This window comes from Kitasatospora sp. NPDC094016 (assembly GCF_040304045.1).
Classification (GTDB): domain Bacteria; phylum Actinomycetota; class Actinomycetes; order Streptomycetales; family Streptomycetaceae; genus Kitasatospora.
The window spans coordinates 1-23,736 of the sequence record NZ_JBEOUK010000026.1 but is presented as its reverse complement, the minus strand read 5'-3'; the positions used below and the strand labels follow the sequence as shown (position 1 = coordinate 23,736).

The following is a 23,736-nucleotide window of genomic DNA, read 5'->3' as shown; positions in this document are numbered from 1 at the left end:
GGACCGACCTTCGGATGGGCGCCGTCTGGTGGCTCACGACGACGGGCTGCCCCAGGCTGAGGGCTACGACGACGCGAGGTGCCCATGTTCGACGAGAGCTTCGCCTTTCCCAGCAGCCTGCTGCGCCCGGTGACCGGCGCCACCGGACGCGTCGCGGTGATCGGGGCCGGGGTGGCGGGCCTCGTCGCCGCCTACGAGCTCCAGCGCCGGGGCTTCGGCATCGTCCTGTACGAGCGGTCGAACCAACCCGGCGGACGGGTGCGCACGCACCGCTTCTGGGACGGCACGCACGCCGACCTGGGCGCCATGCGCATCCCCGGGAACCACCACTGCGTCCTCCACTACGTGTCCCAGTTCGGCCTGCGGACCAGGCCGTTCGTCAACTTCAACCCAGACGCCTACTACCACCTGCGCGGCCACCGCGCCCGCGTCCAGGAGGTGCACGCGCTGCACCCGGCGTACGCGCTGCGCGCCGCCGAGAAGCAGGACCCGCGACGGATCCTGGACCGGCTGCTGACGGCCGCCTGGGAGACGCTCACCCCCGACCAGCGCCGGCGGGTGCTGGACGGCCACTGGGACGACCCGGCGCTCGACCGGCTCGTCTCGGTCTCACTGTGGCAGTACGTCCACGAGCACCTGTCGCAGGACGCCTGGGACCTCCTCGGCCACGCCAGCGGCCTGGTCCACTACGAGCAGTCCTCCCTGCTGGAGGTCCTCGTCGACTACTTCGGACTGTTCCACGCGGGCCAGGTGGAACTGGTCGACGGCACCGACCGCCTGGTGCACGCGTTCGTGCGCCGGCTGCGGCCGAGAACCCTCCAGCTGTCCACCCAGATCGACGAGCTCTCGCTGACCCGCCGGGGCGTCCGGGTGCACGGGCGGCGCCTCGGCGGCACGATCACCGAGGACGTCGACTTCGTCGTCTGCTGCGTCCCCGTCCCCGCCCTCGACCAGATCAGCTTCCGGCCCGGCCTGCCCCACCACCAGCGCCACGCGATCCGCGGCATCAGCTACGCCAGCAGCACGAAGACGCTCGTGCACACCAAGCGGCGCGGCTGGGAACTGGACGACCGGATCTTCGGCGGCGGCAGCTTCACCGACATGCCGATCCAGCAGTGCTGGTACCCGTCGGACAACGCCCGGCCCGTCGACGGCCGGACCAACGGGAGCACCGTCGGCAGGCGGCGCTGGGCCGCCCGGGACCCGCAGCGCTCCCACGAGCCCGCGGTGCTCGTCGGCGCCTACCTGTGGGGGGCCAACGCCCGGCGCTTCACCACCCTGCCGCCGGCCGACCGCGACCTGCTGGTGCTGAAGTGCCTGGAACGGCTGCACCCCGGCATCCTCCGCGACGCGGACGACATCGTGCACTGGAACTGGGACGACCAGGTCGGCATGGGCGGCGGCGCCTTCGCCCACCTCGCGCCCGGCGAGCACACCCGGTACCTGACCGGGCTCGGCGCCCCGCACCCCACCGACGACCCGAGGATCTTCTTCGCCGGAGAGCACCTGTCCGGAGCGCACGCCTGGATGCAGGGCGCCGCCCAGTCGGCCCTGGCCGTCGTCGGCCAGGTGATCGACCGGGGGCAGCCCGCCGACGAGACCGCCCGGCTGCGGGCCGGGTGAGCGCGGCACCGGCGCCCCGGCGCCGAACCGGCGAGCAGAGCGGCGCCCCGGCGACGGGAGCGGCGCTGCACCGCGACGATCTCGGCCCGCTGCTCGCCCCGGCGGCGGCCGCGACCGAGCGGATCGGGCTGGAGATCGAGAACGGCATCGTCGACCCGGAGACCGGGCTGGGCGCCCCCTACGAGGGGAAGAACGGCGTCCGGGCCGTCCTGGAGGCCGTCCTCGCCGAATGGGGCGGCACGGACCGGCGCGACAACGGCCGACTGACCGGCGTGGACCTGGCGGACACCGCCCAGATCACGCTCGAACACGGCGGCCAGGTCGAGTACTCCTCCGCCCCGGCCGCCGACCTGGCCACGGCCGTGGACGACATGCGGGCCACCATGGAGCGCCTCGCGGAACTCGTCGGGCGCTTCGGCCTGGCCCTCCTGCCCGGCGGCAACCTCCCCTTCGACCGGCTCGACACCGTCTCCTGGGTGCCGATGCTCCGCGGCGCCGTCATGCGCGACTTCTTCGACCGGATCGGCGAGGCCGGCAGCGGGGCCCCGAAGATCATGTCGATGTCGCTGTCCACCCAGGTGCACCTGGACTACCTGTCCGACGAGGACTTCACCCAGAAGCTGCGGATGCTGACCGCCGCGTCCCCGGTGATCGCCGCACTGCTCGTCAACTCGCCGCTGCAGGGCGGACGGTCGAACGGGCTGCTCTCGCACAGGTCGCAGAACTGGCTGCGGATGGACCCGCGCCGCTGCGGCGTCCTGCCGCCCGCGCTGCGGCCCGACGTGAACGCCGACGACGTCATCGACTGGGCGCTGGGGATCCCGATGATCTACTACCGCGACCCGGACGGCCGGTACCGGCTCGCCCCCGACCGGCCGTTCGCCGAGATCCTGCGGCAGGGCTTCGACGACGGCACCATGCCGACCTTCGACCACTGGGTCTCCCACATGTCGCAGATCTGGACGGACGTCAGGGTCCGCCGGACCCTGGAACTGCGGGCCGGGGACGGCCCGCCGTACCCGCACATCCCGGCCGTACCGGCGCTGTGGGCGGGACTCGCCTACCACCCCCCGTCGCGGACGGCGGCCTGGGAACTGCTGCGCCACCACGGCATGGCGGAGCACCGCGCGGCGAAGGCCAGGATCCCCGCCGACGGCCTGGACACCCTGCTGGGCGGCGACCGGATCCGCGAACTCGCGGCGGAACTCGTCCGGCTCGCCCGGGCAGGCCTGCGGGCCCGGATCCGCGCCGGCCTGGAACAGCCGAAGGTGCTGGACTACCTCGACCCGCTCGACGAGGTGCTGCGCACCGGGCAGACCTTCGCCGAACAGTGCACGGCCCGCTGGGACACCGACCTCCGCCGCGACCCCCGCCGCTACGTCGCGGCCTTCCGCGTCTGAACCCCCGCCCGCCCCTCCCGCCCGAGCCGGTGGAGTTCTCCGGCCGAAGGGCCTTCCTCGCCCGAACCGTCGCGGGTTAGCGTGACCGGCGGCGGCCGGCCGCCGCCCGCCCACCGAAGAACGAGGAAGCATGAACCAGGACTTCAAGGACATCCCCACCACCACCCTGGCCGACGTGCTCGGGCGCGCCCAGGTCATGGACATCGGCATCCGTCCGCTGTGGGCGGGGGCGCCGCGGGTGGCCGGCCCGGCGTTCACCGTGCAGTGCCCGCCCGGCGACAACCTGATGCTGCACGCGGCGATCCACCGGGCCGAGCCGGGCGCCGTGATCGTCGTCGAGTCGGGCGACCTGGACTACGCGCTGGCCGGCGGCAACGTGTGCGCCGTCGCGCAGCGCCGGGGCGTCGCGGCGTTCGTCGCCGACGGCCTGATCCGGGATCTGGGCGAGGTGCGGGAGCTGGGCTTCCCGGTCTTCGCCCGCGGTGTGATCCCGATCCCGGGGGCCAAGCGGGAGCTCGGCACGCACGGCGCGCAGGTTCGCTGCGGCGGCGTGCTGGTGGCGGCCGGTGACATCGTGGTGGCCGACGAGGAGGGGGTCGTGGTGGTGCCCGCCGACCGACGCGCCGAGTCCCTGGAAGCGGCCCGCGCCAAGCTGGCCAAGGAGGCCGCCGAGACGCTGGACGACTGGGAGGCGGCGCACCGCAGCCGGATCGAGAAGACCCTCGGCGAGCTGGGCTTCACCGGCTGAACCCCTGCCCGGCGAGCCCGTCCCGGGTGAACGGGCCGGGCTCGACGGGACCGTGCTCGACGAGGCCAGGCTCGACGGCGCCGGGCGGCCGGGCTCCCGGCGGGCCCGCGGTCAGCCCCGGTACAGCCCGTTCAGCTCGCCGAAGCCGAGCGCACCGTCCAGCTCCGCCAGCGTCCCGGCGCCGAGCAGTTCGGCGGCCGCGCGGCGCGCCGCGGTGTACGCGAGCTGGGCGAGCCCGGTGCCGACGCTGACACGCCGCACCCCCGCGGCCGCGAGTTCGGCGACGGTCGGCCCGCCCGCGACGGCCATGGCGTTCACCGGCAGCGGGGAGCGCTCGCACAGCCCGGCGAGGGCGTCGAGGTCCAGCAGCCCGGGGACGAACAGGCCGTCGGCGCCCGCCTCGGCGTAGGCCTCGGCCCGGGCCAACACGTCGTCGAGGCCGCCCAGTCCGAACAGGAGGACGTCGGTGCGGGCGTTGACCACCAGCTCGGGCAGCCCGGCCGCGGCCGCCGCCGTCCGGGCCGCCCGCAGCCGGTCGGCCTGCTCGGCCACCGGGAACAGCGGGCCGCCGACGGCCGTCGAGTCCTCCAGGTTGACGCCGGCGGCGCCCGCCCCGACCAGTGCCGCCACGGTCGCCGCCACGTCGGCGGGCGTCGGCCCGTAGCCGCCCTCGGCGTCGACGGTGACCGGCACGTCCACGGCCGCGACGATCCGGCGGGCCGCCTCGACGGCCTGCGCCCGGTCCAGCCGGTGGCCGTCGCCGCGGCCGAGCGACCAGGAGACGCCGCCGCTGGTGGTGGCGATCGCCGGGGCGCCGGCCGAGGCGATGACGGCGGCGCTGCCCGCGTCCCAGGCGTTGGGCAGGACGAGCGGGCCGTCCACGACGAGCTCCCGCAGCCGCAGCGCCCGCTCGCGCGGCGTGGGGGTGGGGGTGGGGGTGGGGGTGGGGGCCTGAGGGGGAGTGGACATGCGGGGTCACCGTTCTTCCGTACCGTCGGGTGCTGCCTCGGTTCCCCCGCATCGTGCGGCCCGGCCCGGGCGGGCCACCACTGATTAAGCTGGGCCCGAATCTTCTGGGAGGGGCCCGGCATGCGGACGGCACTGCACTTCTCCGCGAACGACCTGGCGCTGACCCGCTTCGCCCTCTCCCCCATGCAGGAGGTGGTGACCAGCCTCCGCGCCCTCGCCCACTCCCCCGTCCCCGCGCTGCACCGCCGCTGGGCCGACCAGGTCCGCGGCCGGCTGGCCGCCACCCGGCTCGACCGCGGCCGGCTGGCCGTCATGGTCCCGGCCGTCGGCCACCTGCCCGACTTCCTCAACCCCGCACCGGCGGGCTTCGCCCCCGCCCTCGCCGACGAACTGGCCGTGATCGCCGCCACCGACGCCGGGCAGGTCCGCGCCGACCTGGACATCCTCGCCGCCGAGGCCGGCGGCCGCCTGCCGCCCGTCCTGGAGCCGCTGTACCGCGACCCGGCGGCGCAGTTGCCCCGACTCGCCGCCGAGATCGAGGCGTACTGGCAGCTCGCGCTCGCCCCGTACTGGGCCCGGATCCGCGCCCTGCTGGAGGCGGACGTGTTCCACCGCTCCCGGCAGGCCGCCGAGCACGGCACCGCGCGGATGCTGGACGACCTGCACGAGACGGTCCGCTGGGACGGCGCGGCGCTGCGCCTGGAGCGGCGGCACTGCGCGGTCGCCCGGCTGAGCGCCGGGGCCGGGCTGCTGCTCCTGCCGTCCGCCTTCGCCTGGCCGCGGGTGCTGACCCGGGTGCTGCCGCCGGATCCGCCGCAGCTGAGCTACCCGGCGCGCGGCGCGGCCACCCTGTGGGAGCCGCGCCCGAACGGGCGCCCGGACGCGCTGGCCGCCGTCCTGGGCCGGTCCCGGGCCCGGCTGCTCGCCGAGTTGGACTCCCCGGCCTCGACCACCGAGCTGGCCCGCCGCACCGGTCTGTCCGCCGCCGGCGTATCCCAGCACCTGACCGCCCTGCGCGCGGCGGGTCTGACCAGCGCCCACCGGGCCGGTCACAGCGTCCTCTACGCCCGTACGGCGGTGGGCGATTCACTGTTCGAACCGTCCGATGACGCGTTCGACCCGACGCCGCCCCCGCGCCGCCCCGCCCCGTGACCCGCCGGTACGAATGGCCCCGCACCGCACACCTCGGCACACCCCCTCCTCATATGATCGGAGCGACATGCGCCATGCTTGGTGATGCAGAGCACGGTACGGAACTTGCGCCGGACGGCCCACCCGCCGAACGGCCGAGAAGGAGGAAGCACGTGGACGACGTTCTGCGGCGCGCCGCACTCTTCGCGGCACTCGACGACGAACAGGCCGGCGAGCTGCGCGCTTCCATGACCGAGGTGACCCTCGCCCGTGGTGAGTCGCTGTTCCACGAGGGCGATCCGGGCGACCGGCTGTACGTCGTCGCCGAGGGCAAGGTCAAGCTGCACCGCGCCTCGCCGGACGGACGCGAGAACATGCTCGCCGTCCTCGGCCCCAGCGAGATGATCGGCGAGCTGTCGCTGTTCGACCCGGGCCCGCGCACCGCGACCGCCAGCGCGCTGACCGAGGTCAAGCTGCTCGGCCTGGGCCACGGCGACCTGCAGCCCTGGCTGCACGCCCGCCCCGAGGTCTCCATCGCGCTGCTGCGGGCCATCGCCCGCCGCCTGCGCCGGACCAACGACGTGATGTCCGACCTGGTCTTCTCCGACGTGCCCGGCCGCGTCGCCAAGGCCCTGCTGGACCTCTCCCGCCGGTTCGGCGTGCAGTCCGAGGAGGGCATCCACGTCGCCCACGACCTCACCCAGGAGGAGCTGGCCCAGCTGGTCGGCGCCTCCCGCGAGACGGTCAACAAGGCGCTCGCCGACTTCGCCGGCCGCGGCTGGCTGAAGCTGGAGGCGCGCGCGGTGGTGCTGATGGACGTCGAGCGGCTGTCGCGCCGCTCGCGCTGACCCCGGCGCGCTCACGTCTCCACACCGTGAGCGCCGCAGCCGCCGTAAACGCCGAAGGGCCCGTCCGAGCGGACGGGCCCTTCGGCGTTCCGCTGCCCGTCGCGTGACGGGATCAGTCGAGGCCCGGGATCAGCCCGTGCTCCTCCAGGTACTCCAGCTGCGCCCGGACCGAGAGCTCGGCGGCCGGCCAGAGCGCCCGGTCGACGTCGGCGTAGACCCGGGCCACCACCTCGTCCGCGGTCCGACAGCCGGCCTCGACCGCGGTCTCCACCTGGGCGAGCCGGTTGGCCCGGTGGGCGAGGTAGTAGTCGACGGCGCCGAGCGCGTCCGCGAGCGCCGGACCGTGGCCGGGCAGCACCGTCCGCACGCCGTGCGCGGAGGCCATCGTGTGCAGGTGGCGCAGCGAGTCCAGGTAGTCGCCGAGCCGGCCGTCGGGGTGGGCGACCATCGTGGTGCCGCGGCCGAGGACGGTGTCGCCGGTGAGGATCGCGCCGTCGGCGGGCAGGTGGAAGGTCAGCGAGTCCGAGGTGTGGCCGGGGGTGGCGACCACCCGCAGGTCGAGGCCGCCGACGTCCAGCCGCTGGCCGTTGACCAGGCCCTCGGAGCCCAGCCGGTGCGCCGGGTCCAGCGCGCGCACCTCGGTGCCGGTGAGTTCGGCGAAGCGGGCCGCGCCCTCGGAGTGGTCGGCGTGGCCGTGCGTGAGCAGGGTCAGCGCGACGCGTTTGCCCTGCTGTTCCGCGAGGTCGACCACCCGGCGCAGGTGGCCCTCGTGCAGCGGGCCGGGGTCGACCACCACGGCGAGGTCCGAGCCGGGCTCGGAGAGCAGCCAGGTGTTGGTGCCGTCCAGCGTCATCGGCGACGGGTTGGGCGCCAGCACGCACAGCGCCCGGGCCGTGGCCTCGCCGTCGATGGTGGCGGCCGGGTCGCCCGGCAGGAGCCCGCTCACCGGTTGTCCCCGCGGGGCCGGTGCAGGGCCCTGAGCGGCAGGACCCGGACGAGCGGCCGCTGGGCCGTCTCGACGAACGGAACCAGGCTCTCGCAGGCCGGGGTACGGGGGATCAGGCGGCGGGCGGGCAGCTCGGGTGCCGTCCGGCGAGCCACGGCGTTGTGGGTCATCGGGCGTCGGTCCTCTCTGTTTCTCTGTGTCGAGTTCTGTTCGACGGCGTCGTCGGCGACAGCGCCGACGGGGCGGCGGGGGCGGCGCCGGCGCGGTCAGGCGTCCTCGGGGAAGTCCCCGTCGATGGTCAGTTCGTCGTACCCGGGCCAGCGGACCGTCATCCGGTCGCCCCGGACCTCGGCCCGGCCCAGCACCGGCTCCAGCGAGCGCCCGGCGGCCGCGTCCAGCGCCTCCGCTGCGGTGCGCACCGGCGCCAGCTCGCGCAGCACCGTCACGGTCGGCGGCAGCATCCCGAACCGGCCCTCCTGGTAGCCGAGGACGGCCTCGGCGGGCGTCAGCCAAGCCACCCGGTCGGCCTCGCCGACCTCCAGGGCCGCGCTCTGCCCGGCCGGCAGCGCCGCGACGAAGAACCAGGTGTCGTAGCGGCGCTCCTCGAACTCCGGGGTGACCCAGCGGGCCCAGCCGCCCAGCAGGTCGCTGCGCAGCACCAGAGCGTGGTCGCGGAGGAACTCGGCGAAGGACAGCTCGTGCGCCTCCAGCGCCGCCCGCTCGGCGCTCCAGTCGCGCGGTGCGGCGACGCTGTCCGCGTCCGGTCCGGCCAGCAGGACGCCGGCTTCCTCGAAGGTCTCGCGGACGGCCGCGCAGACCACCGCCCGCGCCGTCCGGGCGTCCACCCCGAGCCGCCGCGCCCACTCCTCGGGCGCCGGTCCGGCCCAGCCCGTCTCCACCTCGGCGTCGCGCGGATCCACCCCGCCGCCCGGGTAGGCGTACATGCCGGCCGCGAAGGCCATCGAGGTGCGCCGGCGCAGCAGGTACGCCTGCGGCCCGGCGGCCGCGTCGCGCAGCAGCACGACCGTCGCGGCGAGCCTGGGCACCGGCGGGGTCAGCACGCCGGAGTCGACCGCCCGGATCCGGGCGGGCCAACCGGGCGGCATCGGGAGCGTCGTCGCTCGATGGTCCATGCCCGGATGCTAAGCGCACGAAGGCGGGGTTGGACAGGCCCAACCCCGCCTTTCGCGATCACGCTCAGCTGCTCTTGACGCGCACCTGGAGCTCGACCTCGACCGGGGCGTCCAGCGGCAGCACCGCGACGCCGACCGCGCTGCGGGCGTGCACCCCGGCCTCGCCCAGCACCTTGCCGAGCAGTTCGCTGGCACCGTTGATCACGCCCGGCTGACCGGTGAAGTCGGGGGCGGAGGCGACGAAGCCGACCACCTTCACGACCCGCTCGATCTGGTCCAGGTCACCGATCACCGACTTGATCGCGGCCAGCGCGTTCAGCGCACAGGTCTGCGCGAGCTCCTTGGCCTCCTCCGGGGAGACCTCGGCGCCGACCTTGCCGGTGCTCGGCAGCTTGCCGCCGACGACCGGCAGCTGGCCGGAGGTGAACACGAACTCGCCCGAGCGCAGGGCCGGCACGTACGCGGCGACCGGAGCGGCCACCGGCGGCAGGGTCAGACCCAGGTCGGCGAGCTTGGCCTCGACCTTGCTCATGCGTTCTTCTCCCGCTTGAAGTAGGCCACCAGCTGCTCCGGGTTCGGGCCCGGCACGACCTGGACGAGCTCCCAGCCGTCCGAGCCGAAGTTGTCCAGGATCTGCTTGGTGGCGTGCACGAGCAGAGGCGCCGTCATGTATTCCCACTTGGTCATGGCCAGACTCTAGACGAGCGGCCGCGGCGATCGGCGCCGCCCACGGACCGGCGTGTGAGGTGGCCCACAAAGGGGGCATGATTCAGGCCCGGCCCCCCTGGTGCTCCGGGCATCCGGCGCGCTCCCTGGTTACCCTCGCGAGAGGGCACCGGTAGTTCGGGCCGGCCGACGGAGCGGCCCCGGCCCACGAGACGGACGGAGACGGAGCGTGGCACGCACCCCCGGCCAGGCGGCCCGGCGCGACCCCGACTGGGAGGGCGTCCGGCTGCACGTGGTCAGCGGCAAGGGCGGCACCGGGAAGACCACGCTGGCCGCCGCGCTGGCGCTGGCGCTCGCCGCCGACGGCGGCCGGGTGCTGCTGATCGAGGTCGAGGGGCGCCAGGGCATCGCCGAACTGTTCGGCATCGCCGCCCTCCCGTACGAGGAACGCCGGATCGCCGCGGTCTCCCGCGCCCAGCTGGGCCTGCCCCCCGACGACGGGGGCGGCGGGGGCGGCGGCGAGGTGCTCGCGCTGGCCATCGACCCTGAGCAGGCGCTGCTCGAGTACCTGGAGATGTTCTACAAGCTCGGCCGGGCCGGCAAGGCGCTGCAGAAGGTCGGCTTCGTCGACTTCGCGACCACCATCGCACCCGGCGTCCGGGACGTCCTGCTCACCGGCAAGGCCTGCGAGGCGGCCCGGCGCAAGGGCCCGGACGGCCGCCGCCGCTACGACGCGGTCGTGATGGACGCGCCGCCGACCGGGCGGCTCACCCGGTTCCTGAACGTGAACGCCGAGGTCGCCGGGCTGGCCCGGATCGGGCCGATACACACCCAGGCGCAGGCCGTGATGCGGGTGCTGAAGTCGCCGGAGACCGCGGTGCACCTGGTCACCCTGCTGGAGGAGATGCCGGTGCAGGAGACGGTCGACGGCTTCGCCGAGCTGCGCGAGGCCAGGCTCCCGGTGGGCGGGGTGATGGTCAACATGGTCCGGCCGCCGATACTGGACGCCGCGGCGGTGGCCGCGGTGGACGGGGACCACCGCGAGGAGGTCGCGCTGGCCCTCGGCGAGGCCGGGCTCGGCGGGCGCTCGCGCAAGCCGGAGACGGTCCGGGCGGCGGTGGAGCCGCTGCTCGACCCGCTGCTGGAGCAGGCCAGGGAGCACGCCGAGCGGGTCGAGCTGGAGCGCGAACAGCGCGCCGACCTCCAGCAGCTGCGGCTCCCCACCTACGAGCTGCCACTGCTGGGCGAGGGCGTGGACCTCGGCGGGCTGTACCGGCTGGCGGGCGAACTGAAGCGGCAGGGGGCGGCGTGACCACCAACGGAACCAGCGGGAACGGCGGGAACGGCGGGGCCGGCCGGGCCCACGGCGGCGGTGGCAACGGCGGCAGCGGTGTCCGGGCCGCCGGCAGCCGGCTCGCCGTCGACGGGCTGATCGACGACCCGAGGACCAGGATCATCGTCTGCTGCGGCTCCGGCGGCGTCGGCAAGACCACCACCGCTGCGGCCATCGGCCTGCGGGCCGCCGAACGCGGCCGCAAGGTCGTCGTCCTGACCATCGACCCGGCCCGCCGGCTCGCCCAGTCGATGGGCCTCACCGAGCTGGACAACACCCCCCGGGTCGTCAAGGGGGTCACCGGCGACGGCGAGCTGCAGGCCATGATGCTCGACATGAAGCGGACCTTCGACGAGGTCGTGCTCGCCCACGCCGAACCCGAACGGGCCAAGGCGATCATGGAGAACCCGTTCTACCAGTCCCTGTCGGCCGGCTTCGCGGGCACGCAGGAGTACATGGCGATGGAGAAGCTCGGGCAGCTGCGCGACGCCGAGGAATGGGACCTGATCGTCGTCGACACCCCGCCGTCCCGCTCCGCGCTGGACTTCCTGGACGCGCCCAACCGGCTCGGTTCCTTCCTCGACGGCCGGGTGATCCGGATCCTGACCGCCCCGGCCAAGGTCGGCGGCCGCAGTGCGATGAGGTTCCTCAACGCAGGCATGGGCCTGATCACCGGCACCCTGGGCAAGATCTTCGGCGCCCAGCTGCTCACCGACGTGCAGACCTTCGTCAGCGCGATGGATTCGATGTTCGGCGGCTTCCGCGAGCGCGCCGACCGCACGTACCAGCTGCTCAAGGCACCGGGCACGGCGTTCCTGGTGGTGGCCGCGCCGGAGCGGGACGCGCTGCGCGAGGCCGCGTACTTCGTCGACCGGCTCGCCGCGGACCGGATGCCGCTGGCCGGTCTGGTGCTCAACCGGGTGCACGGCTCGGGCGCGCCGCAGCTCACCGCGGAACGGGCGCTGGCGGCCGCCGAGGCACTGGAGGAGAACGGCTCGGAGCACGCCTCGCCCGAGGCCGAACTGCTCGCGGCCGGGCTGCTGAGGCTGCACGCCGAACGGATGCAGATCATGGGGCGGGAGCGCCGCACCCGCGACCGCTTCGTCTCCGTGTACCCGGACGTGCCGATCGTGGAGGTCGCCGCGCTGCCGGGCGACGTGCACGACCTGGACGGGCTGCGCGCCATCGGGGACCGGCTCAGCGGCACCGCGTAGGCACCGGCCCGGCCCGGGCGCCCGGCACCGGTGCGCCCGGCGCGAACGTCGTCGGCGTGGATGTCCTCAGCCCGATGGCCCCCCGGCACCGGTCTGTCACGGCACGGTCCGCACCGCGCCGGTGTGCTCAGCCCGCCTGGGCGTAGTCCGTCAGTATCACGCCGGTCGCGAGGGACTCCTCGTACTCGGTGCGGGCCGTCTCCAGCAGTCTCCGCCACGAGATGACCGTCGGGCGGCGGCGCAGCAGCGCCCGGCGCTCGCGCTCCGTCATCCCGCCCCAGACTCCGAACTCGACCCGGTTGTCCAGTGCGTCCGCCAGGCACTCCGTGCGGACGGGGCAACCGCTGCACACCGCCTTGGCGCGATTCTGCGCCGCCCCCTGGACGAACAACTCGTCCGGATCACTCGTGCGGCAGGCGGCCTGCGCACTCCAGTCGTCAACCCAGCCCATCCCGGCGCCGTCCTCTCCCGTATCGAGGCTCCCCCACGGCGGCAACGGCATATTCACCGTTGCCAGTTGAGGACGTTACGGAAGAACGACAGCGAGCAACAGCCCCTCCGGGCTCAATCTCGCATGACCCGATTGGACTATGGGTACCGGTCAGCTCACTCGTTGGAGTGATCGCAGGTCGCAAGCCTTGCCAATCGCGGCGCGGCAACTCTCGCCACGCGTGTCATCACGGAGCGCTACCGTTCACACGGGCACAGCAGGCCACAGCTGCCTCAAAAACCCTCTAATATCGGGCAATTCGGGCAAGTCTCTGCACTCACAAGAGTGAATGGTGTTGACGCACCGAAGCTGTCGCAAGCTTGTGACAAGCGTAGGGGAACACCTGCCCCTATGGGCGGGATTCCGGGACGTAGGGTTCTCCTCATGGCACCGAAGCGCCCCCAGGCATCCCAGCCCCCAGGCAACACCGGAGCTCCGCGCGATAAGCGCCGCGAGTCGCCGCTCGACATCGCGGGACACGGAGTGAAGTTCCTGGGCGTCAGCGTGCTCTCCGGAGTCCTGCTGGCAGGCCTCGCCCTGCCCGCCGTCGGCGCCATCGGGCTGACCGCCAAGGACACGGCGGAGAGCTTCTCCAACATCTCCGACGACTTCAAGACCCCGCCGCTCACCCAGGCGACGCAGATCTTCGACGCCAAGGGCGGCCTGATCGCCAAGGTGTACGAGCGCGACCGCACCGTCCTGACCGCCGACCAGATGTCACCGTTCATGCGGCACGCCCAGGTCGACATCGAGGACGCCCGCTTCTACGAGCACGGCGCCGTCGACCTCAAGGGCGTGCTCCGCGCCATCGGCAAGAACGCCGAGAGCGGCACCACCTCGCAGGGCGCCTCGACGCTGACCCAGCAGTACGTGAAGAACGTCAACGTCGAGAAGGCCGGCGACGACCAGGCCGCGGTGCTGGAGGCGCAGCGCAAGACCCTGGGTCGCAAGATCCAGGAACTCAAGGTCGCGATCAAGCTGGAAGAGGACCTGTCGAAGGACCAGATCCTCACCAACTACCTCAACATCACCTTCTACGGCCACCAGGCCTACGGCATCGAAGCCGCCTCCCAGCGCTACTTCAGCAAGAGCAACAAGGACCTGACCGTCGCCGAGGCCGCCACCCTGGCCGGCATGGTGCAGAACCCGTCGTCCTACGACCCGGTGCGCTACCCCGACAACACGGTCAAGCGCCGCAACGTCGTCATCGACAAGATGCTCGAGAACAAGCACATCACCGCGGACCAGGCCAAGGAGGCCAAGGCCGCCCCGCTGGGCCTGAAGTTCAAGGACCCGCAGAACGGCTGCATCACCGCCCAGGCCGGCATGGGCTTCTTCTGCGACTACGTGCGCCACGTGGTCAAGCAGGACCCGGCGTTCGGCAAGAGCGCCGCCGACCGCAAGAAGCTGTGGGACACCGGCGGCCTGAACATCTACACCACGCTGGACCCGGACAAGCAGGCCGCCGCCCAGAACGCCGTCACCAAGAAGGTCAACGTCACGGACACGGTCTCGGCCGCCGCGACCATGATGGAGCCCGGCACCGGCAAGATCCTGGCCATGGCCCAGACCCGCCCGTACGGCCTGGACCCGAACAAGAACCAGACCGTCGTCAACCTCAACGTCGACTCCGCGATGGGCGGCGGCAACGGCTTCCAGACCGGTTCGACGTTCAAGCCGATCCTCGCCGCGGCGGCCCTGGAGTCGGGCCTGTCGCCCACCCAGCCGTTCCCCTCCGAGAACAAGATCGACTACCCGCAGATGACCACCTGCACGGGCACCTGGAGGAACACCGACAAGCCCAAGGCCACGGTGAAGAACGAGTCGGCCGGCGAGGTCGGCCCGTACGAGCTCAAGCAGGCCATGGCCCTCTCGGTCAACACCTACTTCGTGCAGATGGAGCAGCAGGTCGGCCTCTGCGCGATGAAGCAGATGGCCAACAAGCTGGGCATCACCCAGTCCGCCAAGGGCGACGCCTTCCAGGAGGTCCCCTCGATGGTCCTCGGCACCCTGGAGCTCAGCCCGCTGACCATGTCGAACGTCTATGCGACCTTCGCGGCCCGCGGCAAGTACTGCACCCCGATCGCGATCAACAAGATCAGCACGGTCGACGGCAAGGACGTCAAGGTCCCGCAGACCACCTGCAGCCAGGCCTTCTCCGAGCAGACCGCGGACGCCCTCAACACCGTCCTGCTCAACGTGACCGAGAAGGGCACCGCGGCCGCGCTCAAGCTCGACGACGGCCGGCAGATCGCCGGCAAGACCGGTACCACCGACGAGAAGAAGGCCGCCTGGTTCAGCGGCTACACCCCGTCGCTGGCCACCTCCGTCTGGCTCGGCGGCCCGGCCGGCGGCGTCAAGATGAAGAACATCAACATCGGCGGCAAGCACTTCGACGAGGTGTTCGGCGCCGACGGCCCCGGTCCGATCTGGCAGATCGCGATGAACCAGGCCCTCAAGGGCTCGTCCCCGGAGCAGATCCAGACCATCAACATCCCGGACCCGGCACCCAAGACCGACCCCAACGCCAACCAGACCGGCGGGGCCACGCCGCCGGCCGACCCCAACGCCAACCAGCAGCCCGGCGGCAACCCGCCGCCCCAGGGGAACCCCGGCGGCAACCCCGGTGGCAACCCGGGCGGCGGCAACCCCGGCGGAGGGAACCCCGGCGGCGGCAGCAACAACGCCGGCGGGATGATCGGCGGCGGGTTCACCTTCCCGCCGGGCGTCATCGGCGGGAACAACGGTGGCAACGGCGGAAACGGCAACGGCGGCAAGCACGGCGGCAACAACGGCTGACCGGCCCCCGCCCGGGCACGGCACGATGAAGGGGCGCCCTCCGAGATCACTCTCGGAGGGCGCCCCTTCGGGCTTGGCGGACGGTGCCATCCGGGCCCCTGGCCGACCGGCGCCCCTCGGGCCTTCGGCTCTGGCGGCGGGGCTCAGCCCGTCAGCGCCGCCTTCACCGCGGCAGCCACCCGGCCACCCTCCGCCAGGCCGTCCACCTTCGGCTTCACCAGCTTCATCACGGCACCCATCGCCTGCGGACCGGCCGCCCCGCTCTCGGCGACGGCGGCCGCCACGATCGCGGTCAGCTCCTCGTCGGAGAGCTGCTTCGGCAGGTACCCCGCCAGCACCTCGCCCTCCTCGCGCTCCCGGGCCGCCTGCTCCACCCGGTCGGCGGTGTCGAACGCCTCCGCCGCCTCCCGGCGCTTCTTCGCCTCGCGGCCGATCACCTTCAGCACCTCGTCATCGGACAGCTCGCGCTTCGCCTTACCCGCCACCTCCTCGCTGGTGACGGCGGCCAGCGTGAGCCGGATGGTGGACGAGCGCAGCTCGTCCCGGTCCCTGATCGCAGCCGTGAGGTCCTCGTGCAGCTTCGCCTTGAGCGTCGTCATGGCCCCGAGTCTCCCACCTGCGACGTTCGGTCGCTTGCCATTAACCGGCCCGGCGGCGGGCAACGGGCCCGCCGGCGGCCCCCGTCCTCGCCCTGCTGGCCCGGCACGCCGAACACCACCCCGGAGCGGAGCAGTCCCCCGTATCCGCGCACGGCCACCGGACGTTCACCGGCTGATCCACCGTCTGAGAGCATGGAGCGATGCGACCGCTGTACTCCGTTCCCCTCGGCTTCGCCGCCGCCGGCGCCGCCTGCCTCGCCTACTCCGTCGGGTACGAGGTCCGTTCCTTCCGGCTCCGCCGGGTCGAGGTCCCCGTCCTGCCCCACGGCGCCCGGCCCATCCGGGTACTGCAGGTCTCCGACATCCACATGGTGAGCGGCCAGGGCAAGAAGCAGCGCTGGCTGCAGAGCCTCGCCGGCCTGCGCCCCGACCTCGTCGTCAACACCGGCGACAACCTCTCCGACCCCCTCGGGGTCCCCGCCGCCCTCGACGCGCTCGGGCCCCTCATGGACTTCCCCGGCGTCTACGTCTTCGGCTCCAACGACTACTACGGCCCGGCCCGCAAGAACCCGGCCCGCTACCTCCAGGCGATGCGCAGCGGCGCCCACGGCCTCAACAACGCCGACGGCACCGGCCGCCGCGGCGTCACCGACGCCGTCCACAACCCGTGGGAGAAGCTCCGCGACGGCTTCGACGCGGCCGGCTGGCTCGACCTCACCAACACCCGCGGCCGGCTCACCATCGACGGCCTCGACCTCGAATTCACCGGCCTCGACGACCCGCACATCCGCCGCGACCGCTACAGCGAGGTCGCCGGCGGCCCCTCCCCCGACGCCGACCTCTCCCTCGCCGTCGTCCACGCCCCCTACCTGCGCGTCCTCGACGCCTTCACCGCCGACCGCTACCCGCTGATCCTGGCCGGCCACACCCACGGCGGCCAGCTCTGCATCCCCTTCTACGGCGCCCTGGTCACCAACTGCGACCTCGACGCCCGACGGGTCAAGGGCCTCTCCACCCACCAGGCCGGCGGCCACCGCTCCTACCTCCACGTCTCCGCCGGCTGCGGCACCAACCGCTACACCCCCGTCCGCTTCGCCTGCCCCCCCGAGGCCACCCTCCTCACCCTCACCCCGGCCCCCCGCTGACCTGCACCGGACGCCCGCCAAGAAGCGGATTTCGTGTCTCGGCGAGCGTCCGGTAGAGTTCTACTCGTTGCGAAGGAGACGGAGCAACAAACCGCAGGACCGGGGTGTGGCGCAGCTTGGTAGCGCGCTTCGTTCGGGACGAAGAGGCCGTGGGTTCAAATCCCGCCACCCCGACCCAGTAACACCAGCTCAGGGCCGGTGACCCGCAAGGGTCACTGGCCCTGACTGCTTTCCCCAAGACTCTCGGGGACCTCTGCGAGAAAGCCCTCGTGCAGCCGGCCTTTCGGCCCAGGGCTGACCGGGCTTCAGGTGGTGGAACCGTACCGAGCCTGCACACGTTGCGCGATACGGAGATCGCTTGGCGGATCGGTCGAGGACCCGATGTCGGAGACGAATCGGGAAGACCCCCGCTGCGCGACAGTGGCTGCCTTGCACGTCGACGAGTCTTCCGGCCAGCCAGGTCAGCAGCCGACCGTCGACGTCTTGGTGAACCGTTTCTTTAGCGCTGAGAGGACCGACAGCTTTGCGGATAAACACCCTTCTCACTGTCCCCACCGGCTTTGACGGCTTCGGATCGGTACCAGGGATAGCAGCCGGACGCGTCTTCGTGAATCGGCGGGCGCTGAGCGAGGCAGGTGTGCACCGGCCGCTGCAGGCAGGCATCTGTGGTACCGCGAAGCTCGGCGCGGAGTCGATTGTCGTGTCTGGCGGCTATGAGGACGACCTGGACCACGGCAGCATCATCGTCTACACCGGGCAAGGGGGCCGTGATGCCGACACGGGCCAGCAGGTGGGTCACCAGACGCTCACCCGCGGAAACGCTGCGCTGGCGACCAGCATGGCTACTGGAATCCCGGTGCGAGTCGTACGTGGTTCACAAGGCGATCCCCAGCACTCGCCCGCCGCTGGCTACCGCTACGACGGGCTCTTCCGTGTCGAAGACTTCTGGCGCGAGACCGGTCAGTCCAGCTTCGCGATCTGGCGCTACCGGCTCGCAAAGGTCGCTTCCGAGGAGGCCGTGAGCGCGGGTCCCACCCCTCAGGAACCGGCTGGCACGGAGACGCCGACGCGCTTGGAAGCGACGATTCAGCGGATCGTCCGTAGCACCAAGGTGGCGAACTACGTTAAGCGCGTCCATGACTTCACCTGCCAGGTGTGCGGCACTCGACTTGCCACGCCCACGGGTGCCTACGCAGAGGCTGCTCACATTCGGGCCCTGGGGAAGCCGCACAACGGGCCTGATCTCGCGGGCAATGTGCTGTGTCTGTGCCCCAACCACCACACGCTGTTCGACTTCGGCATGCTGTCCATCGCGGATGACCTGACGATTACCGACCGTGCCACAGGTGCCGGCCTTGGGAAGCTGCGCGAGGCTGACGGCCATCAGATCGACCAGGTGCATCTGGCGTATCACCGAGAACACCACTCCGAGGGTTGGAAGCACGCCCATGACGGGAGCCTCGGCGACGAAGGTGGCGTCGAGGCCAAGGAGTAGCGAGCCAGCGAGTGGAGAGCAGGGCCCTGCCGGAGGTGTTCGGGAGGGCCCTTTGGTGTGGGTGGGGGTGTCAGAGGGTGGTGGGGAGGTCGGCGCGGGAGGTGATGTGGAGTTTGGGGTAGGCCTTGTAGAGGTGGTGGGCGATGGTGCGGGGGCTCAGGAAGAGTTGGGCGGCGATCTCGCGGTTGGTGAGGCCTTGGGCGGCCAGGCGGGCGATCTGGAGTTCCTGGGGGGTGAGGGGGGAGTCGGGGGTGCCGGTGGGGCTGGTGGTGGGGGCCGGGGTGCCGGTGGCGGTGAGTTCGGTGCGGGCGCGGGCGGCCCAGGGGTGGGCGGCGAGGCGTTCGAAGGTTTCGAGGGCGGCGCGCAGGTGCGGGCGGGCGTCGGTGCGGCGGCGGGAGCGGCGCAGCCATTCGCCGTAGAGGAGGGCGGTGCGGGCCTGCTCGAAGGGGCGGTGGGTGCCTTCGTGGAGGTCGAGGGCGGCGCGGTAGGCGGATTCGGCGAGTTCGTCGGGGCCTAGCAGGGCCTGGCAGCGGAGCCGGAGCGCCTCGGTCCAGGGGCGGTCGGTGGCGGCGCTCCAGCGGGCGAAGCGTTCGTAGGGTTCGGCGGAGCGTTCGGGGGTGCCGAAGCGGACGGCGGCTTCGACCAGGTCGGGGACGGCCCGGGTGGCGCTGACGTGGTGCCGGTGGGCGCCGGTGGTGAGGGTGTGCAGGCGGTCGGCGGCGTCGCCGGCGCGGCCGTGGCCGAGGTCGAGCAGGGCGAGTGCCCAGTGGGCCCAGGGGCGGCCGGCGGCGGGGGCGGCGGTCTGCGGGCCGGTGGTGGCGAGGGATTCGGCGGTGAGCCGGGTGCAGCGGTCGGTGTCACCGCCGAGGGCGGCCAGGTAGGCGAGGAGCGCGGTGAGTTGGCTGGTCCACTGGTGCTGGCCGGTGTCGCGGGCGAGGGCGAGGGCTTCGGTGGCGGTGACTTCGGCGTCGCGGTGGCGGCCGTGGAAGAGTTCGGCCTCGGCGAGGAAGAACTGGAGGGTGGGCATCACGCCGATGGTGCCCTTGGCGCGGGCTTCGGCGACGAGTTCGCCGCCGAGTTCGGCGGTCTCGTCGTCGCGGCCGAGGATGAGGGTGGCGCCGCAGAGTTGGACGAGGTCGACGGGGGTTTCGGCGCCGGCCTTGCGGGCTGCCGCGGCGGTGTCGCGGGCGGCGGGGGGCTGTGGTGCGGGCCGACCGAGGGCGGGGAGCACGGCGGCGGGCAGGTGGCGGGCGAGCGGGGCGAGCGGGTCGTCGTCGGCGAGCGGTAGCGCGGCCAGTCGGTCGAGGACGGCGATCACCGGTTCCTCGCCCGCGTACCAGGCGGTGTGGAAGGCCTGGAACAGCATCCGGGCGGCGTGCGGCGCCTCGATGGCGGTGCCGGCGGCGTCGAGCAGCAGCCGGTAGGCGGTCGGGTAGGAGCCGCGCCAGAAGTGCGCGGTGGCCCGGACCTGGTCGAGCAGGGCGTGTGCCAGGGGGTTGTCGGTGCGGGCCCCGGCCTCGTCGGCGAGCGTTTCGGCCTGCGCCAACTTCCCTTCTTCGGTGGCGGCTTCGGCGGCCAGGACGAGGCGGCGGGTGGCGGCGTCGCGCTCCGGAGTGAGGCGGGCGGCCCGTTCGTACGCGGCGGCGGCGCCGCCGTGGGCGCCGCGGGCCTCGGCGCGGACGGCGGTGCGTTCCAGCGCGTCGGCGAGGGCGGCGTCGGGAGCGGTGGCGGCGTGGGCCTGGTGCCAGGTGCGGCGGTCGCCGTCCGGCAGCGCCCCCGCGATGGCCTGGTGGATCGTCAGTCGCTGGTGGTGCGGGGCACGTTGCAGGATGGCGGCGCGCAGGAGCGGGTGGCGGAAGGCGATCCGGCGGTCGGGGGTGACGCTCGCCAGGCCCGACTCCTCGGCGGGGCCGAGGTGTTCGGCGGGGACGCCGAGGGCGGCCGCGGCGGGCAGGACGACGTCGAGTTCGCCGGTCTCCTCGGCGGCGGCGACCAGCAGGAGGGTCTGGGTGGCCGGGGGCAGGCCGGTGACCTGGCCGTGGAAGGCGATCAGCAGCCGACTGGTGAGCGGCAGGCCGCCGGGCGCGGGCGGCGGCGAGCCGGAGGTGTTCGTCTGCGCCCCGGTGGAGATGGGGAGTTCGGTGAGGGCGAGCGGGTTGCCGGCCGCCTCGACGAGCAGCCGCTCGCGGACGGCGGTGGGCAGGCCGGGGCCGGCCCGGTGGTCCAGGAGCCGGGCGGCGTCGGGCTCGGGCAGGCCGGTCAGCCGGAGCTCGGGGAAGCCCGTGGTCGGGAGTTCCGGTGCGGCGCCGCCGGTGCGGGCGGCGAGCAGCAGGGCTACCCCTTCGGCCTGGAGTCGGCGGGCGGCCAGCAACAGGGCGTCGAGGGAGGCGTCGTCCAGCCACTGCGCGTCGTCGAGGACGCACAACAGGGGCTGTTCGGTGGCGAGTTCGGCGAGCAGTCCGAGGGTGGCGAGCCCGACCAGCAGCCGGTCGACCGGGGCGCTTTCCTCGGCGAGTCCGAATGCCGCTTCCAGGGCGCGCCGTTGCTGCCCGGGCAGGGCGTGCAGCCGGTCGAGGCCGGGTGCGAGCAGCAGGCTCAGTCCGGCGAAGGGCAGTTCCGCCTCGTACTCGACGCCCGCCGCCCGGATCACCCGGAACGCCTCGCCCGCCCGCCCGACGGCGTGGTCCAGCAGCGCGGTCTTGCCGATCCCGGGCTCGCCCCGGAGCAGCAGCACCCCGCTGTGGCCTTCGCGTGCCGCGTCCAACAGTCCCGCCACGACGGACTGTTCGTCTTCCCTCCCGTACAGCATGCCCCGACCCTACCGAGGCCCTCCCGGCCGCAGGTACGGGCGGGCACCGCCGATCACACCTACGTACCCCCCGCCGGACGCTACGTACCCCCATGCCGATACGTGACTGATTCGCCCGCGCCGGCCCGTCCCTACCTTGGTGAGCAGCGGGAACGAGCCGCTCAACCACCCACCGGGACACGGGAGAAGACCATGACCGAGATCACCGCCACCGCCCTCCAGCAGCTCGCCGAGCGCTACCTCGCGGTCTGGAACGAGACCGACCCGGCCGCCCGCCGCAAGCTGATCGACGAGGTGTGGGCCGTGGACGGCCGGTACACCGACCCGCTGGCCGCCGTCGCCGGCCGGGACGCGATCGACGCGCTGATCGGCGCGGCCCAGGCCCAGTTCCCCGGGCTGGAGTTCACCCTCGGCCCGGTGGACGCGCACCACGACATCGCCCGGTTCACCTGGAACCTCGGGCCGGCCGGCGCCGAACCGGTGGTGATCGGCTTCGACGTCCTGGTGGCCTCGCCGGACGGGCGGATCGGCTCGGTGTACGGCTTCCTGGACCGCGTCCCGGGCGCCTGACGGCAGGCCGGACGGGTCGGGGGCGACCCCCACCGCTCCCGACCCACTCCCCCCGACCCCACTGAGGAGAAACCGAGATGAGATCCGCCCTGACCGCCCGTCCATCGACCGCTCCCGCCGATGCGAGCAGCAATGCGCCCGGCATTGCGGGCACCACCGCGAGTGCCACCGCGCCCGGGGCCGAGGCGGCGGCCGGCGCCCCGCGCGGCCTGCTGGCGGTCGTCCTGACCGCCACCTTCATGACCGCCCTCGACTTCTTCGTCGTCAACGTCGCCGTCCCGTCCGTCCAGGCCGACCTGGGTGCCGGACCGGCCGCCGTCCAGTGGGTGATCGCCGGATTCAGCCTGGCCCTCGCGGCCGGCCTGGTCACCGCCGGCCGGCTCGGCGACCGGTACGGCCGGCGCCGGGTGTTCGGGCTCGGTCTGGCCCTGTTCACCCTCGCCTCCGCGGGCTGCGGCCTCGCCCCCACCGCCGCCGCGCTGGTCGGCGCCCGGGTGATGCAGGGCCTGGCGGCGGCGCTGATGGGCCCGCAGGTGCTGGCGATCCTGCGGACGGCGTTCAGCGGCGCGGCGCAGGCGCGGGCCTTCGCCCGGTACGGGCTGACCATGGGCGTCGGCGCGGTGTTCGGCCAGTTGATCGGCGGGCTGCTGATCCGGGCGGACCTCTTCGGCCTCGGCTGGCGCAGCTGCTTCCTGATCAACCTGCCGATCGGCCTGGCCGCCCTGGCCCTGGTCCGCCGCTGCCTGCCGGAGTCGCGCGCCCCGCAACGGCCGGGCCTGGACCCGGTGGGCGTGCTGCTGGTCACCACCGCGCTGACCGCCCTGGTGCTGCCGCTGATCCAGGGCCCCGCGCAGGGCTGGCCGCTGTGGACCTGGCTCTGCCTGGGCGGCGCGGTCGCCCTGCTGGCCGGCTTCGTGGTGCACCAGCACCGCACCCGGACCGGCGCCACCGCGCCCGACTCCGGCAGCGACTCCGGCAGCGGCTCCGGCAGCGGCTCCGGCTCCGCCGCCCCGCTGGTCGACACCCGGCTGTTCCGGACCAGGGCCTTCGGCGCCGGTCTGCTCGCCCAGCTCGCCTTCTGGCTCGGCCAGGCGTCCTTCTTCCTGGTGCTCGCCCTGTACCTCCAGCTGGGCCGCGGTCTGGACGCGCTCGGCGCCGGGCTGGTGTTCACGGCGATCGGCCTCGGCTACCTGCTCACCTCCAACGCCACCCACCGCGTCGCCGCCCGCCTCGGCGGGGCCCGGACGATCGCCGCCGGCGGGCTGCTGATGGCCGTCGGGCTGGGCCTGCTCGCCCTCGCGGTGTACGGCGCGCCGGGCGGGAGCGTGTGGTGGCTGACGCCGGGGCTGTTCGTGGACGGCCTGGGGATGGGCCTGGTGATCGCCCCGGTGACCTCCGTGGTGCTGGCCGGGGTCGAGCCCCAGCTGGTCGGGTCGGCCGCCGGTGTGCTGGCCACCGTGCAGCAGGTCGGCGGGGCACTGGGCATCGCGCTGATCGGGCTGCTCTACTACGGCGGGGGCGACCCGGCGGCCGCGTTCGGCCGCAGCGTGACGGCGCTGGCGGTACTGGAACTGGTGCTGGTGGGCCTGGTCCGGCTGCTGCCGCAGAAGGGCTAGCGGGACCGGGCGGGCGCGCACGAGCGGACGGGATCCCGGGAACGGGTGGGATCCCAGGAACGGACGGGATCCCGGGAACGGGTGGGAGGGACGGGGCGGGTGGGGCGGGCGGGTGCCGACCGGCCCGTACCCGCCGGTGCCGCCTCCGCCGTACCCCGCGCAGCAGGGGCCGGGCTACGGCTACGGCACGCAGCAGCCCGCG

The 23,736-nt window shown here is 73.4% G+C and carries 21 protein-coding genes and 1 tRNA gene; 13 read left to right on the top strand and 9 right to left on the bottom strand.

The genetic code is table 11. The features are described 5' to 3' along the window. Positions 1–84: 84 nt before the first annotated feature. The 3 genes from ABT015_RS23125 to ABT015_RS23115 all read left to right on the top strand — a co-directional run bounded on the left by ABT015_RS23125 (position 85) and on the right by ABT015_RS23115 (position 3,771). Positions 85–1,623, top strand: a complete 1,539-nt coding sequence (locus ABT015_RS23125; protein ID WP_350881977.1) for a flavin monoamine oxidase family protein — start codon at positions 85–87, stop codon at positions 1,621–1,623. Further along, on the top strand, positions 1,620–3,023 hold the full coding sequence (locus tag ABT015_RS23120) for a glutamate-cysteine ligase family protein (protein ID WP_350881975.1): 1,404 nt from the start codon (positions 1,620–1,622) through the stop codon (positions 3,021–3,023). Before ABT015_RS23125 ends, ABT015_RS23120 begins: the two co-directional genes overlap by 4 nt. A 130-nt stretch (positions 3,024–3,153) precedes the next feature. Continuing rightward, the gene (locus ABT015_RS23115; RefSeq protein ID WP_350881973.1) at positions 3,154–3,771 is read left to right on the top strand and encodes an RraA family protein; all 618 of its coding nucleotides are present in this window, start codon (positions 3,154–3,156) and stop codon (positions 3,769–3,771) included. 111 nt (positions 3,772–3,882) lie between these two features. Here the strand turns inward: ABT015_RS23115 and ABT015_RS23110 are convergent, their stop codons facing one another. Continuing rightward, complete coding sequence (locus tag ABT015_RS23110) at positions 3,883–4,740, bottom strand: isocitrate lyase/PEP mutase family protein (RefSeq protein ID WP_350881971.1); 858 nt, start codon at positions 4,738–4,740, stop codon at positions 3,883–3,885. A 120-nt stretch (positions 4,741–4,860) separates the two neighbouring features. On the opposite strand from ABT015_RS23110, the gene ABT015_RS23105 reads away from it, so the two are divergent. Both ABT015_RS23105 and ABT015_RS23100 read left to right on the top strand, forming a co-directional pair. Then, positions 4,861–5,892, top strand: coding sequence for an ArsR/SmtB family transcription factor (locus tag ABT015_RS23105; RefSeq protein ID WP_350881969.1), 1,032 nt, complete (start codon positions 4,861–4,863; stop codon positions 5,890–5,892). 152 nt (positions 5,893–6,044) lie between these two features. Next, complete coding sequence (locus tag ABT015_RS23100) at positions 6,045–6,719, top strand: Crp/Fnr family transcriptional regulator (protein WP_030240972.1); 675 nt, start codon at positions 6,045–6,047, stop codon at positions 6,717–6,719. Between the two features lie 112 nt (positions 6,720–6,831). Here ABT015_RS23100 and ABT015_RS23095 read toward each other — a convergent pair whose 3' ends face one another. The 5 genes from ABT015_RS23095 to sp36 all read right to left on the bottom strand — a co-directional run bounded on the left by ABT015_RS23095 (position 6,832) and on the right by sp36 (position 9,485). Continuing rightward, a complete protein-coding gene (locus ABT015_RS23095) occupies positions 6,832–7,665 on the bottom strand; it encodes an MBL fold metallo-hydrolase (protein WP_350881968.1) in 834 nt (277 codons plus the stop codon). Continuing rightward, complete coding sequence (locus tag ABT015_RS23090; RefSeq protein WP_350881966.1) at positions 7,662–7,835, bottom strand: hypothetical protein; 174 nt, start codon at positions 7,833–7,835, stop codon at positions 7,662–7,664. Before ABT015_RS23090 ends, ABT015_RS23095 begins: the two co-directional genes overlap by 4 nt. 96 nt (positions 7,836–7,931) lie before the next feature. Next, positions 7,932–8,798 (bottom strand): NUDIX hydrolase, encoded by an 867-nt coding sequence (locus ABT015_RS23085; RefSeq protein ID WP_350881965.1) that lies wholly within the window; start codon positions 8,796–8,798, stop codon positions 7,932–7,934. Between the two features lie 64 nt (positions 8,799–8,862). After that, positions 8,863–9,330: a RidA family protein gene (locus ABT015_RS23080; RefSeq protein ID WP_350881963.1), complete on the bottom strand. Its 468-nt coding sequence runs from the start codon at positions 9,328–9,330 to the stop codon at positions 8,863–8,865. Further along, positions 9,327–9,485, bottom strand: a complete 159-nt coding sequence (gene sp36, locus ABT015_RS23075; RefSeq protein ID WP_167745864.1) for a Sp36 family protein — start codon at positions 9,483–9,485, stop codon at positions 9,327–9,329. Before sp36 ends, ABT015_RS23080 begins: the two co-directional genes overlap by 4 nt. Before the next feature lie 208 nt (positions 9,486–9,693). Here sp36 and bagA point away from each other — a divergent pair, with 208 nt between their 5' ends. Together bagA and bagB are read left to right on the top strand one after the other, a co-directional pair. Next, positions 9,694–10,776, top strand: a complete 1,083-nt coding sequence (gene bagA / locus ABT015_RS23070) for an ATPase BagA (protein ID WP_350881961.1) — start codon at positions 9,694–9,696, stop codon at positions 10,774–10,776. Positions 10,777–10,892: 116 nt separating this feature from the next. Beyond that, on the top strand, positions 10,893–12,011 hold the full coding sequence (gene bagB, locus ABT015_RS23065) for an ATPase BagB (RefSeq protein ID WP_063351282.1): 1,119 nt from the start codon (positions 10,893–10,895) through the stop codon (positions 12,009–12,011). Between the two features lie 127 nt (positions 12,012–12,138). Here the strand turns inward: bagB and ABT015_RS23060 are convergent, their stop codons facing one another. Next, positions 12,139–12,462 carry a WhiB family transcriptional regulator gene (locus tag ABT015_RS23060; protein WP_030240986.1) on the bottom strand — a complete coding sequence of 108 codons (324 nt, stop codon included), beginning with the start codon at positions 12,460–12,462 and terminating at the stop codon, positions 12,139–12,141. Between the two features lie 423 nt (positions 12,463–12,885). Here ABT015_RS23060 and ABT015_RS23055 point away from each other — a divergent pair, with 423 nt between their 5' ends. After that, positions 12,886–15,300, top strand: a complete 2,415-nt coding sequence (locus ABT015_RS23055; protein ID WP_350881960.1) for a transglycosylase domain-containing protein — start codon at positions 12,886–12,888, stop codon at positions 15,298–15,300. A 143-nt stretch (positions 15,301–15,443) separates the two neighbouring features. Here the strand turns inward: ABT015_RS23055 and ABT015_RS23050 are convergent, their stop codons facing one another. Next, on the bottom strand, positions 15,444–15,899 hold the full coding sequence (locus ABT015_RS23050) for a GatB/YqeY domain-containing protein (protein WP_350881958.1): 456 nt from the start codon (positions 15,897–15,899) through the stop codon (positions 15,444–15,446). 200 nt (positions 15,900–16,099) lie between these two features. Here ABT015_RS23050 and ABT015_RS23045 point away from each other — a divergent pair, with 200 nt between their 5' ends. The 3 genes from ABT015_RS23045 to ABT015_RS23035 all read left to right on the top strand — a co-directional run bounded on the left by ABT015_RS23045 (position 16,100) and on the right by ABT015_RS23035 (position 18,539). After that, complete coding sequence (locus ABT015_RS23045) at positions 16,100–17,044, top strand: metallophosphoesterase (RefSeq protein WP_350881956.1); 945 nt, start codon at positions 16,100–16,102, stop codon at positions 17,042–17,044. Positions 17,045–17,144: 100 nt separating this feature from the next. Continuing rightward, positions 17,145–17,218: transfer RNA gene (locus ABT015_RS23040), tRNA-Pro, on the top strand. Positions 17,219–17,567: 349 nt separating this feature from the next. Beyond that, positions 17,568–18,539, top strand: coding sequence for a YDG/SRA domain-containing protein (locus ABT015_RS23035; RefSeq protein ID WP_350881954.1), 972 nt, complete (start codon positions 17,568–17,570; stop codon positions 18,537–18,539). A 70-nt stretch (positions 18,540–18,609) separates the two neighbouring features. Here the strand turns inward: ABT015_RS23035 and ABT015_RS23030 are convergent, their stop codons facing one another. Next, a complete protein-coding gene (locus ABT015_RS23030; RefSeq protein ID WP_350881952.1) occupies positions 18,610–21,348 on the bottom strand; it encodes an AAA family ATPase in 2,739 nt (912 codons plus the stop codon). Between the two features lie 192 nt (positions 21,349–21,540). Between ABT015_RS23030 and ABT015_RS23025 the strand changes: the two genes are divergently transcribed. Then, a complete protein-coding gene (locus tag ABT015_RS23025; RefSeq protein WP_350881950.1) occupies positions 21,541–21,918 on the top strand; it encodes a nuclear transport factor 2 family protein in 378 nt (125 codons plus the stop codon). Positions 21,919–21,995: 77 nt separating this feature from the next. Continuing rightward, on the top strand, positions 21,996–23,534 hold the full coding sequence (locus ABT015_RS23020) for an MFS transporter (protein ID WP_350881948.1): 1,539 nt from the start codon (positions 21,996–21,998) through the stop codon (positions 23,532–23,534). Positions 23,535–23,736: the final 202 nt, after the last annotated feature.